Origin of the sequence: Myroides sp. NP-2, from assembly GCF_014145665.1 — a bacterium.
In the GTDB taxonomy this organism is placed as follows: domain Bacteria; phylum Bacteroidota; class Bacteroidia; order Flavobacteriales; family Flavobacteriaceae; genus Flavobacterium.
Genome location: NZ_JACHTD010000005.1, coordinates 157277 through 180733, shown reverse-complemented (window position 1 = coordinate 180733; position 23457 = coordinate 157277). Strand labels below are relative to the sequence as shown.

Here is a 23457-nt window from a genome sequence, read left to right as displayed (position 1 = left end):
ATAATTTTGTTGTTAATATTTAAAATTCCAAGTTTGTATGATTATAAGAATTTTTTGCGAATTGACTCATCGGGAATCATACATTGGTCTTTTTTTCCGTACCATTTATAGCGATTTTTTGCGATAAAGTCATAAAGTGAATCGGCTAGTTTGGTCGGCAATACGAGAAAAGCTGTCAGGAGGTAATACCATCCACCCAGGTATTTTGCTATCATTAAAGCTGCCTGAGATTTGATGTAATACGCTTCTCCAGGTTGGTATAAGACAATGCTGTCCGTTTGGGATCGATCTACGCCAATTTGTTGTAGGATCTGTTGGCCAAGTTCGGAATCTAAGGAGGTAAAGCGAAATTGATCGCGGTGATCTGCTTCAATAACGCGCTTAACGACATTGTCGCACAAATTGCAAACACCGTCAAAAAGGACGATTTTCTTATCTTTTGGGAGTTGTTCTATCATTTCTTGCGTTCTACCATTTCCAGTTGATCAATATTGACTTTAGATACAAAGAATCCGTAATTAACTGTAGCTGTGTTCTTCTCAATATTGTCAATCGTTCCAACAGCACGACCTTCTGTCATGCGCACGCGATCGCCAACTTTGAGCGGAAATTTCGTCTTGTTGCTCGCTTCCTGTTGCTTTTGGATTTCTTTTTTCTCTTTCTTTTCCTTGCGGATTACTTCTACTTTTTTCTCTACTTCTTGAAGTAGAACCTTTTGTTCTGCTTCTTTTTTCTTTTTTTCTTGAAGCGTTATTTTCTTGCGCTTTGAGTTCTCTATCTCAACAACTTTTAGGATTTCGCTAAAAAGCGTTTTCTTGCTTTTGTTGTTGAAATACTTCTCGGATAAATCGTCTAGCTTTTGTCCTAAGTATACCAAACGCTGATTCGAATCGAATAATTCTTGGTAACGCTCTAATTTCTCTTGCACTTTTGCATTGATGCCTTCTAGTTTTTTGCCCTCTTCTCTGGCTTTTGTCTCTTCTTCTTTTAGATTTTGAGACGTTCGTTCCAATTTGTGTCGTTCTTTCTGCAGGTTGGCGATGGTTTTGTCAAAGCGCACCTTTTCAGTTTCAACTTTTTTCTTTGCCCGGTTGATCAGGCTAAAGGGAATGCCGTTTTTCTGTGCTACTTCAAAAGTAAAGGAACTACCTGCTTGTCCAATGTTTAACTTGTATAAAGGCTCTAATGACTGTTCGTCAAAGAGCATGTTGGCGTTGGTAGCAGAAGGTAATTGATCGGCCAAGATCTTTAAATTCGTATAGTGGGTGGTAATAATACCATAGGCTTCTCTATCGTAGAATTCTTCTAAGAAAACTTCGGCTAGTGCACCTCCTAATTCTGGATCAGAACCCGTTCCGAATTCGTCTATCAAAAACAAGGTGTTTGCATTGCATTTCTTTAGAAAGTAATTCATGTTTTTTAAGCGGTAGCTGTATGTACTTAGGTGATTTTCAATAGATTGATTGTCGCCAATGTCAGTTAAAATACGGTCAAATAAAAACGTATGGCTGCGTTCGTGTACCGGAATTAACAAGCCCGATTGCAACATCAGCTGTAACAAACCAACGGTTTTTAAGGTGATACTTTTTCCCCCGGCATTCGGACCTGAAATAACGATAATTCGACTATCTTGCTCCAATTGAATCGTTTGCGGGTGAGTTGTTTTGCGTTTTTCCTTGTTGTTAAGCCATAATATCGGGTGATAAGCCTCTCGGAAATAAAGCGTTTTTTCATCGCGTATTTCGGGTAGCAATCCGTTGATTTTTAAAGCGTATTTTGCCTTTGCTGCTGTGATGTCTAAGGAGGTTAAATAGGTGGTGTAGTCCAATAGCAAATCTCTAAACGGACGAATGCTGTTGGTCAACGCCTTTAAAATACGCACTATTTCTTCTCGTTCTTCGTATTCTAAATTGTTTAGCTCTCTGGAGAAGTGCAACGTTGCCTCGGGCTCAATGTAAACAATACTTCCTGTTTTGGACTGTCCCAGTACGCTTCCTTTTACTTTGCGGCGGTGCATAGCAATAACCGCAAGCACGCGGCGATTGTCGACAATCGTTTCTCTGATGTCATCCAAGTAACCAGCGCTGTTGTACTGTGACAAGGCAAAGCCAAAACTCTGGTTTATCTTGCCGCGAATTAAGTTGATGCTCTTGCGAATCGACAGTAAGTCAACAGAAGCGTTGTCTTTGATCTCTCCATATTTATCCAAGACATTTTCAATTTCCTTTACAATGCTTTTTTCTAAGGTAAGTGCGGCATTGTCTTCAGCTAAATGCGGGTAATAATCGCTAAACTTTTTAAAGTACGCAATCAGGTTACTCGTGGTTTCTGTTAGGTTGTATATCTTTTTAAAACTGCTGATTTCCAAAAAACTGTCTTCAATCCCCAAAAATTTCAATTCATAGTCAATAGCATCAAAATAGTGATTAGGAATGACGTTGTTATTGGTAAAAGAAGCTAAATATTCTGACGTTTGTTTTAAGGCGTGTAAGGTCTGTTCCTTTGTTTTAAAAGGAACAATTTCCATCGCTCCCTCTTTTCCGCTTTCTGTGACGCATAGGCTAGAAACGAGAGATAAGACGGTATTAAATTCTAAATCTTGTAATGTTTTGTTGTTAATCGATGTCATGTGTTACAATGAGATTATCTAGCAAAAATACTATTTATTTATGGAAAAAAGGAAAGGAGGAATAGAAAGATGCCCCGGTTTTTATTCCGCTTTGCGTTTACTTGAGATTGATTCACCTTTTGTTGTTTTTTTTGTAAAAAGCGATGTTTTTTAAGATAGTATGATCAATATCAGTTCTTTTCTTTGTTAAAAATCAGTAATTTGTGCTTGAATTAAAGCAAACAATACTTAACTTTAAAAAAAAATAAGAACCTATGAAATACGTAACTGCTCAAGAAGCTGCAAAAGTTGTTCAATCAGGGGATCGAGTATACGTCCACGCAGCAGCTGCAACGCCAAATATTTTAACGAAAGCAATTAGTGATCGTGCAAGTGAATTGCGCAATGTTGAATTTTGTCACATTCACACCGAAGGGGAGGCGCCTTATGCTGATCCTGCACTTGCGGAGAGTTTTCACGTCAATTCCTTTTTTATCGGTAAAAACGTGCGTCATACCTTAGCGGCAGGGAATGGTTCTTACACCCCTGTTTTTTTAAGTGAAGTCCCCCTTCTTTTTAGAAAAGGTGTATTGAAAGTCGATGTAGTTTTGATTCAAGTTTCGCCCCCAGACGAACATGGGTTTTGCTCGTTGGGTGTGTCTGTAGAGGCTTGTGTGGCTGCTATGGAACGCGCACGCGTGGTGATTGCGCAGATCAACCCACAAATGCCACGTACATTTGGCGATAGCGTATTGCACAGTTCGAAGATTCATTTAGCGGTGGATTGCGATTGTCCGATTTATGCCTCAAAAGAAACCCTTATTACAGACAAAGAAGCGACTATTGGAAAATATGTCGCCAATCTTATAGAAGATGAGAGTACACTTCAAATGGGAATTGGCTCCATTCCAAATGCTGTTTTAGCCCAATTAAACAACCACAAAAACCTCGGGTTGCACACAGAAATGTTCTCCGATGGGGTGATTGACCTGATCAAAAGCGGGGTAATCGACTGCTCGAAAAAGAAAATCGCCAAAGGAAGAGCGCTAGCTACTTTTCTCATCGGTTCGAAAAAACTATATGATTTTGTGGATAACAACCCTTTTATCGTTTTAAAAGAGTCTAGTTATGTCAACGATACCGCAATTATTCGCAAAAATCCAAAAGTAGTGGCGATTAACTCGGCTATTGAGGTAGATCTGACGGGACAAATTTGCGCGGATTCTATCGGACACAAGATGTATTCGGGTGTGGGTGGACAAATGGATTTTGTACGCGGTGCGTCCCTTAGTGAAGGAGGTAAAGCTATTATTGCTTTGTCGTCAACGAGTAATCAAGGGCATAATCGAATAGTGCCCTACTTGCGCCAAGGAGCTGGGGTGGTCACTACACGTGCGCATGCCCAATATATTGTTACCGAATATGGGGTAGCCGATTTATATGGTAAAACCCTCAAACAAAGAGTGGCAGCCATGGCGGAAATTGCCCATCCAGATTTTAGAGAAGAAATTTTAAAAGCGTATTTTGACAATCTAAAAGCTTAGTTAAGGCGAATTGCCCTGCTAAAGAAAAAAAATACGATATATAACGAAAGTAGTAGAGGTTGTTGAAAACGACTGAAAAAATAAGAGGGTGTTCTGATAAGTCACCCTCTTTGTGTTTTTATTGGACTAGATCAAGGCGCGGATTCAAATCCCCATCATCGGAATGTCAGAGTTTTAAAACATAAAAGATAAGTAGTTGTAAAGGGTTTGTAAGGGGATCGTTAGGGTTTACAAGGGTTTTAGGCCTTTTTCCCTTACAAACCCTTTACAAACCCCTTACAAACCCTTTACAAACCCCTTACAAACCCTTTACAAACCCCTTACAAACCCCTAACTATCTACCTGCAATTTGTTATTCGCGCTATAGTTGACGTTTTGTAACGCTTACTTCTTTTGCTTTCCTGTTGTTTTTTTAACCTATTCAGTGGAAATAAGTTGATTTTTTGTGCAATAAAATATAAAGCAAAGCTGTTTATAAAGGGTATAAATGGTTATATTTGACACTAAAATAAATAGAAAATCAATGCGTAGAATTAATAGGTTGGCTTGTGTAGCTGCACTAATGGGTACGATGAGCCTGTATGCACAACAAACAGTTGTATATACAGGACCTAATGCGACGTTTAATCAGGCAGTTGCCCTGTATAATGAACAAGAGTATTTGGCGGCCCAGTTATTATTTGACAAGATTAAGAAAGAAAATACATCCCAAAATAAAGAAATCGAGGCTGATTGTGCTTATTATATTGCCAATTGTGCTATTCGATTAGATCAAAGCGGAGCTGAGAATAAAATTGACGATTTTGTTGTGAATTATCCAACAAGTTCGAAACAGAATATCGCTTATATCGAAGCAACTGATTACTACTTTACAAGAGGTCAGTTTTCCAAAGCTGCTCATTTTGCAGCTAAAGTGAAGGACCACGTGATTGAAACGGAAAAGGTAGCCGATCGCTTCTTTTTTGAAAAAGGATACAGTGCCTTCTATATGAAGAATAGAAAAGAGGCCAAGAAGTATTTGGAAAAAGTAAGCCAAAATGGAGAGTGGGGAGAACAAGCGACTTATTATTTAGGCTATATCGCTTATGATACGGACAATTTTGACGATGCTAAAAAGCTGTTCGAAAAAGTAGAAAGCAAAGAGAAGTACAAAGAGAAAATGGGGTACTTCCAATCGGACATGAATTTCAAAACGGGTAATTTTGAGCAAGCGATTGCAGATGGTTTAGCGCAAATTAATAAATCCAATCCCCAAGAAAAATCAGAACTTGCTAAGATTATTGGAGAGAGTTATTTCAACTTGAAACAGTATGATAAAGCCTTGCCTTACTTGTTGGAATACAAAGGAAAAAACGGCAAGTGGAACAATACCGATTACTACCAATTGGGGTATGCGTATTACAAATCAAAAGACTACGACAAGGCGATTGAGCAATTTAATAAAATTATCGATGGCGATAACGCTATTGCACAAAATGCCTACTATCACTTAGGGGAGAGTTACTTGCACACCCATAAAAAAACACAAGCGTTAAACGCCTTTAAGAATGCGTCAGAAATGCGTTTTGATGCGAGTATTCAAGAAGATGCTTACCTAAATTACGGCAAACTGAGTTATGATATTGGAAATGCATACCAAAGTGCACCAAAAGTAATTAGTGGATTCTTGGAGAAATATCCGTTGTCTCCAAATAGAGAAGAAATGGAAGGGTTGTTGATCGACTCGTATATTACAGCAAAGAACTTTAAAGAAGCGTTGGTGTTGTTGGAGAAAAATAAAGCAACAGCCAACAAAGAGGCCTATCAAAAAGTGACGTTTTATCGCGGGCAAGAATTGTTTGTTGAAGGCAATTACGAGCAAGCGGCAGCGATGTTTACCAAATCGCTCGTAGAGCGTCAGGATGGTTTGTTTACGGCACGTGCATACTATTGGCAGGCAGAATCAAACTATGAGATGAACAAATTTGCTGAGGCAATTTCTTCTTATGTCAGTTTTATGGGAAGTCCTCAAGCGAAAAATACAGACGAATACAAGCATGTAAATTACGGATTAGGGTATACTTATTTCAAGCAGAAAGACTACGCGAATGCGGCAAAGCAATTTCAAAGTTTTATAGCTACTGCGCCAAAAGACGAGGCGAGACGCATTGATGCTTATCTTCGCTTGGGAGATAGTCAATTTGTAGAAGGTAGTTATTGGCCAGCGATGGAGGCGTATAACAAAGTAATTGAAGCGAATAAAGTGGATGTGGAATATGCGCGTTTCCAAAAAGCACTGGCCTATGGATTTGTTGATCGCCTTCAGAAAAAAGCAGATGATTTAATCGCTTTTACTAAAGACTATCCAAAATCGGGATTGACAGACAATGCGTTATACGAATTGGGAATGACCTATGTTGTGATGCAACAACCACAAAAAGCAACACCGGTTTTTGATCAACTGTTGAAGAATTACCCAAAAAGTGCTTATGCGTCTAAAGCGTTGTTGCGCCAAGGGTTGATTTATTATAACGCCAATAAAGCGGACGAGGCTTTAGTCAAATTCAAGGAAGTTGTAGCGAAATACCCGACCAGTGCAGAGGCTATAGAGGCGGTGCAAAATGCGCGCTTGGTGTATGTAGATCAAGGTAAAGTTGATGAGTATGGAGCGTGGGTAAAAGGGCTGTCATTTGTCAGTGTGAGTGATTTAGAATTAGATAAAGATACCTACGAATCTGCGGAAAAACAATATATGCAGAACAATACGCCAGCTGCAATTAGTGGTTTTGAAAAATACTTAGTCGCTTATCCAAAAGGATTAAAAGCCTTGCAAGCACATTTTTACTTGGGACAATTGTACTTTGCATCTAGTGATTTCAAAAAAGCCCAACCACACTACTTAGCTGTTGCCGAAGGCAATAAAAGCGAATATGTAGAGGTGAGCTTGTCGCGTTTGTCCGAAATCTACCTAAAAGAAAACAATACAGATCAAGCGTTGTTGATGTTGAGTCGATTGGAAACAGAGGCTACACAAGAACAGAATATCGTATTTGCCAAGTCGAATTTGATGAAATTGTACTATCAAGAAAGCGATTATACCAATGCGTTAAACTATGCAGAACAAGTGCTGAAGTTGGCAAAAATAGACAATAAAGTAAAGAGTGATGCACAGCTAATTATTGCGCGTACTGCTTTTGCAAATAAACAGTTTGACAAAGCGAAAAAGGGATATGCAGAAGTAGCGAAAATCGCCAAGGGTGAAGTAGCGGCAGAAGCGATGTATTACGATGCGTATTTCAAACGCATGGACAATAAATTTGAGGCTTCGAACGAAAGTGTTCAAAAGTTAGCCAAAGATTATTCGGCTTATAAGTACTATGGAGCGAAGGGATTGTTGTTAATGGCTAAAAATTTCTACAGCTTAAAAGATGCCTACCAAGCGACGTATATCTTGGATAGTGTAATTAAGAATTTTAGCGATTTTGAAGATGTTGTAGCAGAAGCACAACAAGAACTCAATACCATTAAAGCGCAAGAAGCGAAAAGTAATTCATCTATTGTACAATAAGGATTAATCGAATTAGAACGTAATTATGAAGAAGATCAATATATTAACCTTTGTATCAAGTGTTTTATTTGTTGGTACAGCGGTTGCTCAAGATAAGAATAAAAGTGATTTAGGAACAGAAGTTGTCGATGTTGTAAGACGATATGACGCGACAGTTTCGGAGGCGTTTAAAGTGAGAGAAATGCCTAATTTGGACGAGGAAGTCAAGGGAAAAAAGAAAGAGGTGGTGTATACGATTACGTCTTTTCCCGTTGCTTCAACCTTCGTTCCTGCTAAAGGAGAAGCGGCAAAAGTCGAAGCCAAACGCAATTTAGAGCGCTTTGATAATTACGCTTTGTTTGCAGGGGGGAACTATACCAATATACACGGAGAATTATTTGTAAGTGGACAAGTTGATCCCGATAGCTATATCGCGGGGTTTCTTCGTCATTTCTCTTCTCAAGGAGGAATAAAAAATCTACTGCTAGATGATGATTTTTCCAAAACAACAGGGGGCATTAACTTCTCAGGACAAAAGAAAAAAATCGGATGGAATACCGAAGTGGGAGGTTCTTATCAAACCGTAAATTGGTATGGTTTGCCGCAAGAAGAATTTGACTTTCCTAGAAATACAGTGGCGAGTATTAACTCAAAGCAAAAGTATAAGTCCTTTTATGTAGACGGTTCTGTTACTTTTGAAGACCTGCCAATAAAAGGAGTGGACGTTTATTTCAATTCGTTTAGCGATGATTTTAATCGCGCTGAGAATCACTTTGTGTTTAAACCGAGAATTGAAACTGCTTTTGGCGAAGGTTTTTTTGGTAAGTTGGACATCGCTGTTGATTATGTGAGTTCAAAATACAAAAGACAAGACTTTTTGAATGAAGGCGGAATAGCAGATTACAATAACGAGGCAATTGTCACGTATAAAGGAACAGATGAGCACTTTAATTTTGGAGCTGAACCTAGCGTTGTGCTTCAGGGAGAGGATTACTTTCTTCAATTAGGTGTTGGGTTGTACTACAACAATGGAAAGATTGGCGGAACCTCAGACAACAATTTTTACTTCTACCCCCAAGTGAAGGCGTCTTATAATTTAGTGCCTAATCTCGTGATTGCATATGCGGGAATTGACGGGGGATTAACGCAAAATACGTTTAAGGATTTTGTCGATCAAAATCCATTTGTATCTCCAGAAGCAGGATTGCGTCCTACGGATAAGTCCTATGATTTCTATGTGGGGATGAAAGGAAAACTCGATCACACGATTTCCTACAATATTAAGGGGTCTTACACCAAAGAAAATGACAAGGCTTTGTTTAGATCTACGCCTTTTTCTTCTAACGTAAATCGACTAGACTATTTGTATGGCAATGCGATGGATGTTGCCTATGCAGAGGTTGAAACCTTTAGTGTGTTTGGAGAATTGCGCTTTGATATAGACAACACCGTGTTATTGGGTATTCGCGGGGAGTACAATCACTACGATTCAAATACGAGAGAAGCGTGGGGGTTGCCTTCCATTAAAGTTGGAGCTGATGCTTTAATCAATTTTACCGATCAATGGTTTGCGGGAATGGATTTACAATACATTGGTGAACGCAAAGATTTGTTGGTAAACCAAGACGATATGCACACGACAGCAATTGGGTCAGTGGAAACGACAAAAACACTGGATGGATTTGCTGATCTAAGTTTAAAGATGGGGTATAGACCTACAAAAAATTGGACTGTATTTTTAAAAGGGAATAATGTGTTAGATCAAAAGTACAACCAATGGGGAAGTTTTAGATCGCAGGGTGTGCAGATAATGGCGGGTGCTATTTATAAATTCGATTTTTGAGAATAATTACAACTTAATTACTGTTAAAAGTCACTTTTTTTTGGTTAAAAGCAGTTTTATTCCTGCGTTTTAATTTTTTTTGATACTTAATTGGACTATTTTTGTCAGCAAACAACAAAAGGGATCCTATAAGGTATTTTAAGAAATTGGAAATGACACTAAAACAAGAACTAAAGGCTACATTTTTGCAGCGCTTAGATGATAAAATAGACGCGCTTCGCGGTATTGTAGAAGATTTAGCAGAAGACGCTCAAACCGATGCGAAAAGTTCTGCAGGGGATAAACACGAAACGGCTTTGTCTATGATGCATTTAGAGCAGGAAAACATAGTGAAGAAAATCAGAGAAAGCCTTGATTTGAGAGAGGTGGTGAAGCGAATTGACGAAAACAAGAATTCTGATGTAGTAGAATTTGGAAGCATTGTAAAAGTCAATACGGTATATTTGTTTTTGGCGGCTGCGTTGCCAAAGGTTACTATAGCGGATAGAGCTGTATTGGGGGTGTCTATGGATGCGCCTATTGCAAAAGCGCTTTTAGGACGTAAATTACACGATTCATTTTCTTTTAATAATTGTGATTTTACCGTTAACTTTTTAGAATAGAGAACAAGTAATTTATATAGATGAAAACAGGTGTAAGCGAAAGTTTACACCTGTTTTTTTTGGTGTTAAAAACAATATAAAAGAAAAGCGTTTCAATTTTGTGAAAAGACAGATTTATATTGTAATTTGAAATTCTTCTTTCGCCATTCAAAAATGTTTAAATTAAAAGGCAAAAACAAGGAGAATAGGCGTGGAGAAGTTGATAAATTGTTTTAAAAAAGCTATATTTGTACGTTACTTATTTTAGAAAATTATTATGAGCCAAGAAGTAAATAAGGGAAATTATTCAGCCGATAGTATTCAGGCACTAGAAGGAATGGAGCACGTAAGAATGCGTCCTTCCATGTATATTGGAGATGTAGGAGTGCGCGGATTACACCACCTTGTATATGAAGTAGTAGATAACTCTATTGATGAGGCATTAGCGGGGCATTGTGATACGATCAATGTAATTATTAACGAGGATAATTCCATTTCTGTTGAAGACAACGGTCGTGGTATTCCAGTTGATATGCACAAAAAAGAGGGGGTATCAGCTTTAGAGGTCGTAATGACCAAAATTGGAGCAGGAGGTAAGTTCGATAAAGATTCTTATAAAGTTTCGGGAGGATTACACGGGGTAGGTGTATCGTGTGTGAACGCCTTGTCGGATTTATTGAAAGCAACTGTTTTTCGCGATGGAAAAATCTACGAACAAGAATACTCAAAGGGAAAAGCTTTATATCCAGTAAAAGTTGTTGGTGAAACTGATAAAAGAGGGACAACAGTTACCTTCCGACCAGATCCAACTATTTTTACTCAAACACTAGAGTATTCGTATGATACCTTAGCTTCTCGTTTACGCGAATTAGCCTTTTTAAATAAAGGCTTAAAAATTACGTTGACAGATGCCCGTGAGGTAGATGAAAAAGGAGAGGTGAAAAAAGAAGAGTTTTTCTCCAAAGAAGGGTTGAAAGAATTTATCAAATTCTTGGACGGTAACCGTACGCCAATTATCAACGAAGTGATATGGATGGAATCTGACAAAGGCGATGTGCCTGTGGAGGTTGCTTTGATTTACAACGACACCTATTCAGAAAATATCTATTCCTACGTAAACAATATTAATACACACGAAGGAGGTACGCATTTACAAGGGTTCCGTATGGGATTAACTCGTACGCTTAAGAAATATGCAGATGCTTCTGGATTGTTAGATAAGTTGAAATTCGAAATTAGTGGGGATGATTTCCGCGAAGGATTGACGGCAATTATTTCGGTAAAAGTCATGGAGCCACAGTTCGAAGGACAGACGAAAACAAAACTGGGGAATAGAGAGGTAGTATCTCCTGTGAGCCAGGCGGTTTCTGAGATGTTAGAGAACTATTTGGAAGAGAATCCAAATGATGCGAAGATCATCGTGCAGAAAGTAATTTTAGCTGCTCAAGCTAGACATGCAGCGAAGAAAGCTCGTGAGATGGTACAGCGCAAAACGGTAATGACTGGAGGAGGACTTCCAGGGAAGTTATCGGATTGTTCTGAACAAGATCCAGCAAAATGTGAGGTATTCCTTGTCGAGGGAGACTCGGCGGGTGGAACTGCCAAACAAGGACGCGATAGAAACTTCCAAGCGATTTTACCACTTCGCGGTAAAATCTTGAACGTTGAAAAGGCAATGGGACACAAAGTGTTTGAAAGTGAGGAGATTAAAAATATCTTTACCGCTTTAGGAGTAACCATTGGAACCGAAGAAGACAGTAAAGCCTTGAACCTTGAGAAATTGCGTTACCACAAAGTAGTGATCATGTGTGATGCCGACGTGGACGGTAGCCACATTGCAACGCTTATTTTGACTTTCTTCTTCCGCTATATGCGAGGGTTAATTGAAAATGGACACGTGTTCATTGCTACGCCACCTTTGTTTATGGTGAAGAAAGGACAACGCAAAGTCTATGCTTGGAGTGATGAAGAACGCATTGCCTTATTAGAAGAAATGGGCAGTGGATCAAGCGTACAACGATACAAAGGTCTTGGAGAGATGAATGCGGAACAATTGTGGGAAACGACAATGAATCCAGAACACCGTATCTTAAGACAAGTAAAAATAGACGATTTAAAAGAAGCAGATTTAGTGTTTTCTATGCTGATGGGAGATGAAGTTCCACCGCGTAGAGAGTTTATTGAGAAGAACGCAACCTATGCGAAAATCGACGCTTAATTAAAAATATCTAGTAGAAAAGGTCAAGCCTCTTGCATTGACCTTTTTTTGTTTAACGTAAACTTAAAAGCCATTTAATTATGAAAGTATCTGTAATTGGAGCAGGTAACGTTGGTGCAACATGCGCTGAAGTTATCGCATTTAGGCAAATCGCTAGTGAAGTAGTCCTAGTAGATATTACTGAAGGATTAGCTGAAGGTAAAGCGATGGACATCATGCAATGTGCTGCAAATTCTGGTTTTGACACCGTTGTTAAAGGAGTAACAAAACAGTATGCACGTACAGTAAACAGTGATGTAGTTGTGATTACTTCTGGGATTCCCAGAAAACCGGGCATGACTCGCGAAGAATTAATTGGAACGAATACAGCTATTGTAAAGAGTGTGATGGAAAATGCGTTGACCGTTTCTCCAAACGCTATTTTTGTAATTGTGACTAACCCTATGGACACGATGGCTTTGGCAGCCTTGAAAATTTCGGGATTGCCTAAGAATAGAATTATCGGAATGGGAGGAGCCTTAGACTCCGCTCGTTTCAAGTATTTCTTGAGCCAAAAGTTGGACAAACCTGTGGCAGATATTGAAGGAATGGTTATTGGAGGACACGGAGATACAACCATGATCCCGTTAATTCGCTTGGCTACCTATAAGGGGATTCCTGTTACCCAACTGTTGACTGTGGAAGATCAACAAGAAGTAGTGAAGCAAACCATGGTTGGTGGAGCAACGTTGACAAAACTATTGGGAACTTCTGCTTGGTATGCTCCTGGAGCTGCTGTGGCACAATTAGTAGACAGCATTTTGCACGACAGAAAGAAATTAATTCCATGTTCTACTTTGTTAGAGGGCGAATACGGTGAACAAAATATCTTTATCGGAGTTCCGTGTATCATCGGAAAAAATGGGGTAGAGGAAATTGTTGATATCGCTCTAAATAAAGAAGAAAAAGAAGAATTTAGTAAGAGTGCGGAAGCTATAAAAGAGGTGAATAAAGAACTTCACCACATACTTTCATAAAATTATTATAAGACGTCGAGCAAATAGAAGGGGAAATCCTCGTTTTTTTAGCGATAAACTTGCCAAAAGAATTGGTTAATCTAGCATCATATTTTATATTTGCTCGTTTTAAAAAAATAATTAATTAATTTTTAGTAATAATGCAAAACAAGGGACTTGTTAAATTTTTTGCAATAATTTTTGCTCTGGTAAGTATCTACCAGTTGTCTTTCACCTTTGTTACAGGCCATTATGAGGACAAAGCGAAAGCTTTTGCTAATGGTGATTCGGAAAAAGAATTACAGTATTTAGACTCAATTGGCAATCAAACAGTTTTTTTAGGACAGACATTTAATGAAGTAAGAGCTAAACAAATCAACAAAGGATTGGATTTAGAGGGAGGAATTAACGTAACGTTACAAATCTCGATCAAAGACATTCTTAAAGGTTTAGCAAATAATTCTAAAAATGCTGTGTTTAATAAAGCATTGGCAGAGGCAGAGGCATTGAGACAAGGTAATCAAAGTTACCTTGACGCGTTTTATACTGCATTCGAAAAAGAATCTAAAGGCAGTGTAAAATTAGCTTCGGGAGATATTTTTGCAAACAGAAATTTAAGTGAGATTACAGTAGGAATGTCAGATAACCAAGTAAAGGCTATCTTAGACAAAAAAGTAAAGGAATCTATTGAGAGTGCGTACCGCGTATTCAGAGAGCGTATTGACAAATTTGGTGTTTCACAACCCAATATTCAAATGCTTGGTGATACAGGGCGTATTTTAGTTGAATTGCCAGGTGCAAAAGATGTAGATCGTATCAAGAATCTTTTACAAAGTACTGCTCAGTTAGAGTTTTGGGAAACGTATAAAGTTGAAGAAATCGGTAATTATTTAGCTTCTGCGAATGAGTACTTGAAGTCAACGGAAAAAGCGGCTAAACCTGAAACAAAAGAAATCGAACAAGCACAAGATTCAACAAAAACTGATGTTGATGCATTATTAGGTGGAATTAAAGCAGAGGATACAGAAGCTCAAACGCAAGAGTTAGGTCCATTATTCAGCTTATTTGTTGGAATTGGACAGCAAGGAAGCCCTGTTTTAGGTTATGTTCAGACGAAAGATACAGTAAAGGTAAATGCGTTATTAAAACGTCAAGACGTTAAAAACTTATTGCCAGCTGATCAAAAATACGCGCGTTTTGTATGGGGTAAACCAAGCAAAAAAGCACCAGATGTCGTAGAAATGTACGCGTTAAAAACCAACCGCGAGGGAGTTCCTCCTTTGAGTGGAAGCGTGATAACAGGTGCACAAGACGAGTATGATAACTTCGGCCGTCCAGTTGTGGGCATGTCGATGAGTCCAAAAGGAGCAAAAATCTGGGAAGAATTAACAGGAAAAGCATTTACAGAGCGCTCAAATATCGCTATTGTTTTAGATAATGTTGTTTATTCTGCTCCAGGGGTTACTAACGGACCAATTACTGGTGGTAGATCATCAATCTCTGGTGATTTTACTGTAGCTGACGCAAAAGACTTAGCGAATATCTTACGTGCAGGTAAATTACCAGCAGGTGCAGATATTGTACAATCAGAAATTGTAGGACCATCATTAGGACAACAAGCAATTGACGCTGGTATGCTATCAGCAATCGCTGGTTTAATCGTTGTTTGGTTGTGGATGGCCTTCTACTATGGAAGAGCAGGTTGGTATGCAAACATCGCGTTGTTAGCTAACTTATTATTCATGTTTGGTATTTTAGCTAGTTTAGGTGCTGTGTTGACTTTACCTGGTATTGCCGGTATCGTATTGACAATGGGTACTGCAGTGGATGCCAACATTATTATTTCCGAACGAGCCAAAGAGTGTTTGCGAAAGGGAATGAATTTAGCCGATACGATCAAAGAATCCTATAGTTGGAAAGGTGCTATGCGCCCAATCGTTGATGCAAACGTAACGCATATCCTAACAGGGGTTATCTTATTCGCTTTCGGATCAGGACCTATCAAAGGATTCGCTACTACGTTGTTAATTGGTATCGCTACTTCGTTGTTTACCTCAATCTTCATCGCTCGCATCTTTATGGATAGAGACGTGAAAGCAGGTAGAAGCTTAATGTTCTCAACGAATATCACTAAAAACTGGTTTACTAACTTCAACTTTGACTTCTTGAAAATGAAGAAAGCAACCTACGGTTTATCGGCTGTTATTGTTGTTGTTTCTTTTGCTTCATTCTTTATCAACGGATTTGATGAAGGTACAGATTTCGTTGGTGGTAGAACCTTCCAAGTGAAATTCGACAAAGAAGTTTCAGCAAATGACGTGAGTGAAAAATTAGGCGACATTTTTGGTGTAAACGTAGAAGCAAAAGTTTTTGGTAATAAAGAGCAATTGAAAATTACTACTAAGTACAAAGTAGAAGAAGAAGGTGCTGCAGTTGACCAAGAAGTAAACGAATTGCTGTATAAAGGATTGAAACCGTATTACGAGAAAGAGATCACTTACCAAGAGTTCGTCAATGCAACAGAAGGAAAAGTATACGGAGTTATCCAAGCGTCTAAAATCGGACCAAGTGTTGCGAAAGACGTAAAACAAAATGCTTATTGGGCCGTTTTAGGTTCTATGGCTGCCATCTTCGTTTACTTGGTGATTTCATTCCGCAAATGGCAATACTCTTTAGGTGCTATCGTTTCTGTGGCACACGACGTAATCTTTGTATTGGGAGTATACTCTTTAACATACAAATTTATGCCTTGGCACATGGAAATCGACCAACACTTTATTGCTGCAATTCTTACAGTAATTGGGTACTCGATGAACGATACCGTAATTGTATTTGACCGTGTGCGTGAGTTTATCGCTGGTAAAACAAAAGGAGATTTCAATAAGATCGTAAACGATTCAGTAAATACTACCTTATCGAGAACAATCAATACTTCGTTAACTTTAATCTTTGTATTGTTAATCATGTTCATCTTTGGTGGAGATTCAATCCGCGGATTCATCTTCGCTATGTTAATCGGTATTATTGTAGGTACTTATTCATCTTTATTCTTAGCTACACCTGTATTAGTTGATACAATGCCAAGAAAAGACAAAGAGGAAATTGAAAGATTACACCGTGAAGCGCAAGAAGAAGAACTTGCAGGCGAACAAGCTTAATTTACGTGTATCACACATAGAATATAAAAGAGGAAGTAGGTCGACTACTTCCTCTTTTTGTTTGTATCCCTTGTCGTTTTTTTAGTTACTTTAGACGAGATTATGAAAATTAAAAAAGATGCTTACGATTGAAACAGTCGCTTTAGAAGAAAAGCAAGTATTGCGCAATTTGATGCAATTGTATAAATATGACTTTACGGTATTTGATCCAGAGGATGTCGATGTAATGGGGTTGTATGATTACCCTTACCTGGATTACTATTTCGTAGAACACGATCGACAGGCTTATTTTATCAAAATAAAGGGTGTTTTAGCGGGTTTCGCTTTGGTGCGCTCTACTGTGTTAACCCAAACGAAAGAACCTGTTTGGGAGCTTGTAGAATACTTTGTATTGAAAAAGTATAGAAGAGAAGGAGTAGGAAGTCAAGCAGCAAGGAGAATTTTGGATAAGCACCAAGGTAAGTGGAAGATTGGAGTTATGGCGAATAATACGCCTGCATTGGCTTTTTGGCGTAAAATTACAACCGCGTATGACCCAAATACCGTAGAATTGGAAGAAAAAGACTGGGAAGGTATATTTTTGGTTTTGGAGTCTAAAAAAGAAGGCTATTAGATAAGACGCAGATTTTTATGTTCTTAAGTTGGAATTTACGCGCTAAACTTAACTTAAAATTAAGGCTTTATCCCTTTGTTTATAAGGGAATGCAAAAAAAATGCGTTAAGTATTTTTAAATTTTGTATTTTTGATACAAGAAAAAGAAAATCGACGAAATAGAAAGGAAATAATCTAGGAAGTCTTTGAATGGATAAGTTATAATTAACCGTGTAAATTCAACAAGAAATAGAGCGTAAAAGAGTTGTTAGCCTTGTACAATCTGTTTGGGTCATTGTAGAAGTTATACAAGATAAATGAATTGAAAAATAAAGTGCTAGAAAATTCTTTACAACAGGCTATAAAAGTATACCCGAGTGCAGATGCTGCATCGTTATACGTTGCTGATAAAATTGCGCAAATAATAAAGAGAAAACAAGAGGTGGGAGACCTTGCAATCTTGGGATTAGCCACGGGATCTACACCAAAAGGGGTGTATAAAGAGCTCGTGCGTTTACATCAAAATGAAGGGTTAAGCTTTCAAAATGTAGTGACCTTCAACCTAGATGAATATTATCCGATGCATCCTGTAGAAGAGCAGAGTTATGTGACTTTCATGAAACAAAATCTCTTTAATCACCTCGATATTCCTGCACATCACATTCACATTCCCGATGGAACTTTATCCCTAGAAGGAATTCAGGCATATTGTGAATTGTATGAAAAAAAGATCCAAGATTTTGGTGGTTTAGACATGCAATTATTGGGAATTGGCAGAAGTGGACACATCGGATTTAACGAACCAGGTTCACTGAAAGATTCGTTGACGAGATTGGTTCAATTAAACGACATCACAAGAACTGATGCTTCGGATGACTTTGGCGGGTTAGATAATGTTCCTACGCAGGCTATTACCATGGGAATTCAAACCATCATGCAAGCCAAGCAAATATTCTTGTTGGCACTAAGTGAACGAAAAGCAGAAATCATAGAAAAGGCTTTGAAAGGCGAAATTTCTGCAGCAGTACCTGCTACGTTTTTACAACAATTAGAGCAGGTAGAGTATATTCTAGATCAAAAAGCAGCCGCTTTGCTATAGGTAAAGCTAGTGTAGAAATAAACTGATTCACAGTTAATTAAAAGAGCGATGCATTGTACTGCATCGCTTTTTTTATGGTTCTAATCCAGCACCTTGACTCCTTTCCCTACCTAAGTCTAAGCCGAGCAATAGAGCGGGAATTTACAGCTGTTATTCTAGGTTTTTCGATAGTTATCCATGATAGACCGGAAGAGTTCCGCATTGGAAGGCGGAGTTAATATAACTGCGCTAACTTTTTTATTCACAATGTTTTGTAGGGAATCATAGGTCTTACCTCCCGTAGAAATTACCGGAAAATCGGGATAGTGTTGCTGTAAGTATTCTACTATTTGAATGGTATTGCCACCTCCCGTGATATTAAAACAACTAACTCCCGCTTGCATACGTGCCTCAAAATCAAAATTTAAGGTAGATATGCTGGATATGATGGGAATAGTGAGGTGCTGTTTGAGTATAGCAATGTCCTCATTTTTAAAAGGTTGGTTTACAATCACCGCTGCCGCACCACATTTCTGTGCCTCTATGGCGATTTCAATAGCAAAATCACCTTGAGTCATTCCTCCACCAATACCACAAATAACAGGTTTGTTTGAAAATGCAATCAACGTTTTAATGATGTGCAATGAAGGAGTAAAAGGATAAACCGCTAGTAGCGCATCTGCATCGTTATTTTCTATTAAGGCTAAATCAGTTGAGTACAGTATGGTCTTGATTTTCTTGCCATGGAGTTCTAGTCCTTTACATCGTTTAGTAATGTGGTTGGGGGTTGGAATTTTTGCCTTTTGTTTGGCAGGCGCTTTCCAAAAAAAGAAGATGTCCCAAAAACGCCTTTTAGGCGGTGGAGTGTTCCAAATAGAGTTTGTATGATTGGTAGTTGCCATTTTTTCTATACTTTAAAACGATATACAAAGATGAAAAATAGGACGCGTTGGCTGGGCCCATTGTAAGTAATCGAAGAGATCTTGTAATGAACTTCGAATTTTGTGTAACGAACGCTGTAGATACTTTCCTATTCCCGAATTATTTATCATAGGATAAATAGATTGTCTGCGACAACCTGTACTTTTGTCCCGTTATTTTAACCTAAAAGATTGAAAAACAATGACAGAGAAAACCTTCGCTTTATCGCAAATTTTTCCAACACGCACAAGAATTAGATTAGTTGCGGTTTGGTTAATCGTGATTTTATTTATGGTCTTCGGACAAAGGCTCCTAGGAGATTCCATAACGGGAACAATTGCGTTAGGCACATTTTTAGTTTTACTATTTACAATAATTGGTGCTGCTTTTGGCGTGGTTAAGGAAGCAGATGAATTGGCACATAAACTAGGGGAACCCTATGGAACGCTCATTTTGACGCTTTCCATTGTTTCCATTGAAGTGATTTTAATTGCTGCGGTGATGCTAGGCCCTGGTGAAAATCCTACTATCGGAAAGGATTCGATTTTTTCGGTGATGATGATTATAATGAATTTAGTCATTGGATTGTGTATTTTGTTGGGAGGGCTGAAATTTGGTGAGCAAGAGTACAATGCACAGGGTACCTTATCGTATTTAGGAATGATTATTATGCTTGGTGGAATAGGGTTGTTACTGCCTAATTTTATTCAAGGAGCAGGTGGTGGTGCATTTACTACGACACAAGCTATTGTTTTGGCGGGATTTGTAATTGTGTTGTATGGTGTATTTCTCTTGTTTCAGATGAAGGGGTACAGGCATTTGTATATACAACCTAAAACGGGAAGCATGGAGATTCTTTTTTCTCAGCGCCATGAGGTGATTCAAAGGGAAGCAACAGCAGGGCATGAGGGAGTTCCGTCTAGTAATAAAAGGGAAATAGTCATTCGCACTTTGATTTTATTGGGTATGATTTTGCCGATTGTCTTGTTGTCGCACAACATGGCTGTGGTGGTGGATTACGGGATTAAAGCGGCTAATCTACCTCCATTATTAGGGGGCGTATTGATTGCAATTATCGTGTTTACCCCAGAATCAATGACGGCTGTAAAAGCGGCCTTAAACAACGAATTTCAACGCGCAATAAACCTTTGTCATGGTGCATTTGTTTCTACTGTAGGGTTGACGATTCCATCAGTCTTACTCGTTGGATTGATCACTGGTAAAACCGTGCTTTTTGGAATGACTCCCACAGAAACAATTCTGTTTATTATCACCTTGCTGTTGAGCTTGATGACCTTTATAGGCAAGCGTACAACGCCTATTATGGGGATGATGCATTTGGTGCTATTTGCTGTCTTTATACTGTTGATTTTTAATCCTTAATATATAAAAACGTAAAATGGAACACAAAAAAGGACCTGTTTCACAATTTTTGGAAAGTAATTTCTTACATTTTAATGCCGCTTCAACCATAGATGCTGCCAAAGGATATGAGGCGCATTTAGCAGCTGGAGGAAAAATGTTAATCTCATTGGCAGGTGCTATGAGTACCGCTGAGTTAGGTATTTCCCTAGCTGAAATGATTCGACAAGGAAAAGTGGATATCATCAGCTGTACGGGAGCCAACTTGGAAGAGGATATTATGAACTTAGTGGCACATTCGCAATATAAGAGAATACCTAATTATCGCGATTTAACCCCACAAGATGAGCTAGACTTACTTCAAAATAAGTATAACCGCGTAACGGATACTTGTATTCCTGAAGAAGAAGCTTTCCGCAAAATTCAACATCACATTGAAAAAATATGGAAGGATGCTCAAGCAAATGGCGAGCGTTATTTTCCACACGAATACATGTACCAATTGCTGTTGAGTGGTGTCTTGGAACAAGATTATGAAATAGACCCGAAGAACTCGTGGATGTTAGCCGCTGCAGAGCGTAATTTGCCCATTGTAGTGCCCGGATGGGAAGATTCAACCATGGGGAATATTTTCGCGTCTTATGTGATCAAGAAAGAACTGCAAGCCTCTACAGTAAAAAGTGGTATTGAATACATGGTTTGGCTTGCGGATTTTTACGAAGCAAATGCCGTGGACCAAGGCATTGGATTCTTCCAAATCGGAGGGGGAATTGCCGGAGATTTCTCGATGTTTGTAGCGCCAATGCTCACACAAGACTTGGAAAAAGACAACGTATTAAAATGGAGATACTACTGTCAAATTACTGATTCAACTACTTCCTATGGATCGTATTCGGGTTGTATCCCCAATGAAAAAATAACATGGGGAAAACTCGATGTTGATACACCTAGTTATGTGATCGAATCAGATGCAACAATTGTTGCTCCGCTTATATTTGCTTGGATATTAGGCAAATAATTTAATTCTTTACCAGTAGTTTGCCTTGTGGTCGAGCTACTGGTTTTTTTGTTTTTCAGGCTTCTTTTTCTAGGTTAGATTAAGCGATTATCACGAAAAAAGGGGTACATTAGTTCTCCACGTTAAAGGAGATAAAAATCATGGCTTTAAAGATTTATCCTGAATATCCTCTCGATGAACTCGAGCAACTCATCATCAATGGCAATAAAGTACCCTATGGGGAATTTTTAATTTATGGCGATTTAGTTCAATCCCTTAGCGAAAGCGAGCACGATTGGTATGTGTGGTATAGCTTGCGCTTGCCTTTTCACGATAATACGAGAATTCAACGGGCAAAAGCAGACGCAGAACTTGACTTCATTATCGTTTCAAGATTTGGCATTATTGTCCTGGAAGTCAAAGGGGGCAACGTAGTCGTGGATCAAGGACGCTTCTGTTTTAAAGATGGCGACCATATGAAATGGCTGCCTCAAAATCCATTTGAGCAAGTAAAAGGCTATAAGTATACGCTAATGAATAAGGTGTTTCCGAATTTTAAACACGTGCAATTCTGTGAAGCCGTTGCCTTTCCTACAACTAAAATAGCGATCGAAAATACTATTTATGACAAGAACCTGATATACAGTGATTATACGCGTAAAAACGAGTATCACAATATTGAACGCTTTCTCCTGCATATTTATGACTATACACGTGAGAAATTACAAAGCGTACATCCGATTGCATTTAAGAAATTAAAAGCCAATGACTTGAGCTATATCGTTAACACCTTTAGCCCTAAAGTACAAGACACCAATGTATTCGCGTCTCGAAATTCCTATTTGTGGTTGAAAGAGAGAAACTTGGATTATTTGTATTCTTTGGCAGAGAATCCGCGATTGATGATTGAAGGATCTCCAGGAACGGGAAAAACCACGATGGCCATGGCTTATGCGGAGATGCAAGTGGAACGAGAGGGAATCTATCTTTGTTGGAATGCCTTGCTATGTGCCTACAATCAACAGCGATTCAAAGAGCGCAACGTTCGCATCGAATGCATGACGTTCAAACAGCTTATTGCCAACTATCATCCCCATGTGAGTGAAAAAGAAATATACTACTTAAAACCCTTGTCTTGTGCAAAACTCGTAAAGGAAACCCTAGAGCACCTAGAAGAACAAAATCAGCTGCCCGATTACGATTATATGATTATTGACGAAGCACAAGATCTCTTGGATCGAAATTTAGCCTTATTAATCGATAAACTCTGCGGAGATGGGCAAGGATTAACCCAAGGAAACGTGATGTTGTTGTATGACTTAGATCAAAGTTTCTCTTTATTTGGACGGGATGTGACGGAATACGCCTATTTTTTGAAAGACTATTTTACCCATTTCAAACTGCATAAAATAAGGCGTAGCGCCCAAAAATCGCAAATCCGCCAAATTGCAGAACACATCCAAGAATCGCCAGAAGAGTGGGAGGAAATAACGATACATCAACAAGAATACGACGAAATTGAATTGCGCTCTTTTGAGGAGGTAGAAGAATTGAAAAACGCAATGGTCACTATTATTGATAATATTACTGATCCGAGTTCTTCGTTAACAGCGGAGGACGTGATCGTTTTGGTACAGAGTAAAGTATGGCAACGCAGAAATAACGTAGCTGATCTGATTGTCGATTTGCAAATGGAAGAACTCACACCAGATAAACTGACCTTAACACCTTCGGTATTGCAATATACAACCGCCCTGAAATACAAGGGCTTAGAACGAAAAAATGTGATCTTAATTGTCGATAAACCCGATCAATTTACTCCTTTTGAATGGTATGTGGGGTGCACGCGCGCCATTGATAACCTGAGCATCTGGCAATTGCATACCTACCAAGAACACGAGGAGGAATAAGGAGTTTGCGCAGTTGAAACTGAAAAAAGTACTTTTGTACTTCTACTAAACAAAACCACAGGAGTGTAGCAGAATTAGTAAAAAAGAGAAAACAACAGGTAGAACAAGCCCATATCCTCATATT

At 38.7% G+C, this 23457-nt stretch carries 15 protein-coding genes; 12 read left to right on the top strand and 3 right to left on the bottom strand.

Annotated features, from left to right (window positions below; genetic code table 11):
• Nucleotides 1–41: 41 nt before the first annotated feature.
• Together H4K35_RS07145 and H4K35_RS07140 are read right to left on the bottom strand one after the other, a co-directional pair.
• On the bottom strand, nucleotides 42–458 hold the full coding sequence (locus H4K35_RS07145) for a thiol-disulfide oxidoreductase DCC family protein (RefSeq protein ID WP_182626694.1): 417 nt from the start codon (nucleotides 456–458) through the stop codon (nucleotides 42–44).
• On the bottom strand, nucleotides 455–2629 hold the full coding sequence (locus tag H4K35_RS07140) for a DNA mismatch repair protein MutS (protein ID WP_182626693.1): 2175 nt from the start codon (nucleotides 2627–2629) through the stop codon (nucleotides 455–457). Before H4K35_RS07140 ends, H4K35_RS07145 begins: the two co-directional genes overlap by 4 nt.
• A gap of 254 nt (nucleotides 2630–2883) precedes the next feature.
• Here H4K35_RS07140 and H4K35_RS07135 point away from each other — a divergent pair, with 254 nt between their 5' ends.
• From H4K35_RS07135 to nagB, 9 genes are all read left to right on the top strand, one after another.
• Nucleotides 2884–4152, top strand: a complete 1269-nt coding sequence (locus H4K35_RS07135) for an acetyl-CoA hydrolase/transferase family protein (protein WP_182626692.1) — start codon at nucleotides 2884–2886, stop codon at nucleotides 4150–4152.
• Nucleotides 4153–4675: 523 nt separating this feature from the next.
• Nucleotides 4676–7699 (top strand): tetratricopeptide repeat protein, encoded by a 3024-nt coding sequence (locus tag H4K35_RS07130; protein WP_182626691.1) that lies wholly within the window; start codon nucleotides 4676–4678, stop codon nucleotides 7697–7699.
• 25 nt (nucleotides 7700–7724) lie between these two features.
• Nucleotides 7725–9521 (top strand): TonB-dependent receptor, encoded by a 1797-nt coding sequence (locus H4K35_RS07125; RefSeq protein WP_182626690.1) that lies wholly within the window; start codon nucleotides 7725–7727, stop codon nucleotides 9519–9521.
• 152 nt (nucleotides 9522–9673) lie between these two features.
• Nucleotides 9674–10123 (top strand): hypothetical protein, encoded by a 450-nt coding sequence (locus tag H4K35_RS07120; protein ID WP_182626689.1) that lies wholly within the window; start codon nucleotides 9674–9676, stop codon nucleotides 10121–10123.
• A 256-nt stretch (nucleotides 10124–10379) separates the two neighbouring features.
• Entirely contained in the window at nucleotides 10380–12320 is a 1941-nt protein-coding gene (gyrB, locus tag H4K35_RS07115; protein ID WP_182626688.1) for a DNA topoisomerase (ATP-hydrolyzing) subunit B, read from the top strand.
• Nucleotides 12321–12400: 80 nt separating this feature from the next.
• Nucleotides 12401–13336 (top strand): malate dehydrogenase, encoded by a 936-nt coding sequence (locus H4K35_RS07110; RefSeq protein WP_182626687.1) that lies wholly within the window; start codon nucleotides 12401–12403, stop codon nucleotides 13334–13336.
• Nucleotides 13337–13476: 140 nt separating this feature from the next.
• Nucleotides 13477–16473 (top strand): protein translocase subunit SecDF, encoded by a 2997-nt coding sequence (gene secDF, locus H4K35_RS07105; protein WP_182626686.1) that lies wholly within the window; start codon nucleotides 13477–13479, stop codon nucleotides 16471–16473.
• Between the two features lie 118 nt (nucleotides 16474–16591).
• Entirely contained in the window at nucleotides 16592–17086 is a 495-nt protein-coding gene (locus H4K35_RS07100) for a GNAT family N-acetyltransferase (protein ID WP_182626685.1), read from the top strand.
• Between the two features lie 301 nt (nucleotides 17087–17387).
• The gene (gene nagB / locus H4K35_RS07095) at nucleotides 17388–18164 is read left to right on the top strand and encodes a glucosamine-6-phosphate deaminase (protein WP_220497664.1); all 777 of its coding nucleotides are present in this window, start codon (nucleotides 17388–17390) and stop codon (nucleotides 18162–18164) included.
• A gap of 155 nt (nucleotides 18165–18319) precedes the next feature.
• Here nagB and H4K35_RS07090 read toward each other — a convergent pair whose 3' ends face one another.
• Nucleotides 18320–19045 carry a hypothetical protein gene (locus tag H4K35_RS07090; RefSeq protein ID WP_182626684.1) on the bottom strand — a complete coding sequence of 242 codons (726 nt, stop codon included), beginning with the start codon at nucleotides 19043–19045 and terminating at the stop codon, nucleotides 18320–18322.
• A 220-nt stretch (nucleotides 19046–19265) separates the two neighbouring features.
• On the opposite strand from H4K35_RS07090, the gene H4K35_RS07085 reads away from it, so the two are divergent.
• From H4K35_RS07085 to H4K35_RS07075, 3 genes are all read left to right on the top strand, one after another.
• Nucleotides 19266–20447, top strand: a complete 1182-nt coding sequence (locus H4K35_RS07085) for a calcium:proton antiporter (RefSeq protein ID WP_182626683.1) — start codon at nucleotides 19266–19268, stop codon at nucleotides 20445–20447.
• 16 nt (nucleotides 20448–20463) lie between these two features.
• On the top strand, nucleotides 20464–21444 hold the full coding sequence (locus tag H4K35_RS07080) for a deoxyhypusine synthase family protein (protein ID WP_182626682.1): 981 nt from the start codon (nucleotides 20464–20466) through the stop codon (nucleotides 21442–21444).
• A 140-nt stretch (nucleotides 21445–21584) separates the two neighbouring features.
• Nucleotides 21585–23333, top strand: coding sequence for a nuclease-related domain-containing DEAD/DEAH box helicase (locus H4K35_RS07075; RefSeq protein ID WP_182626681.1), 1749 nt, complete (start codon nucleotides 21585–21587; stop codon nucleotides 23331–23333).
• The last annotated feature ends 124 nt before the right edge of the window (nucleotides 23334–23457 follow it).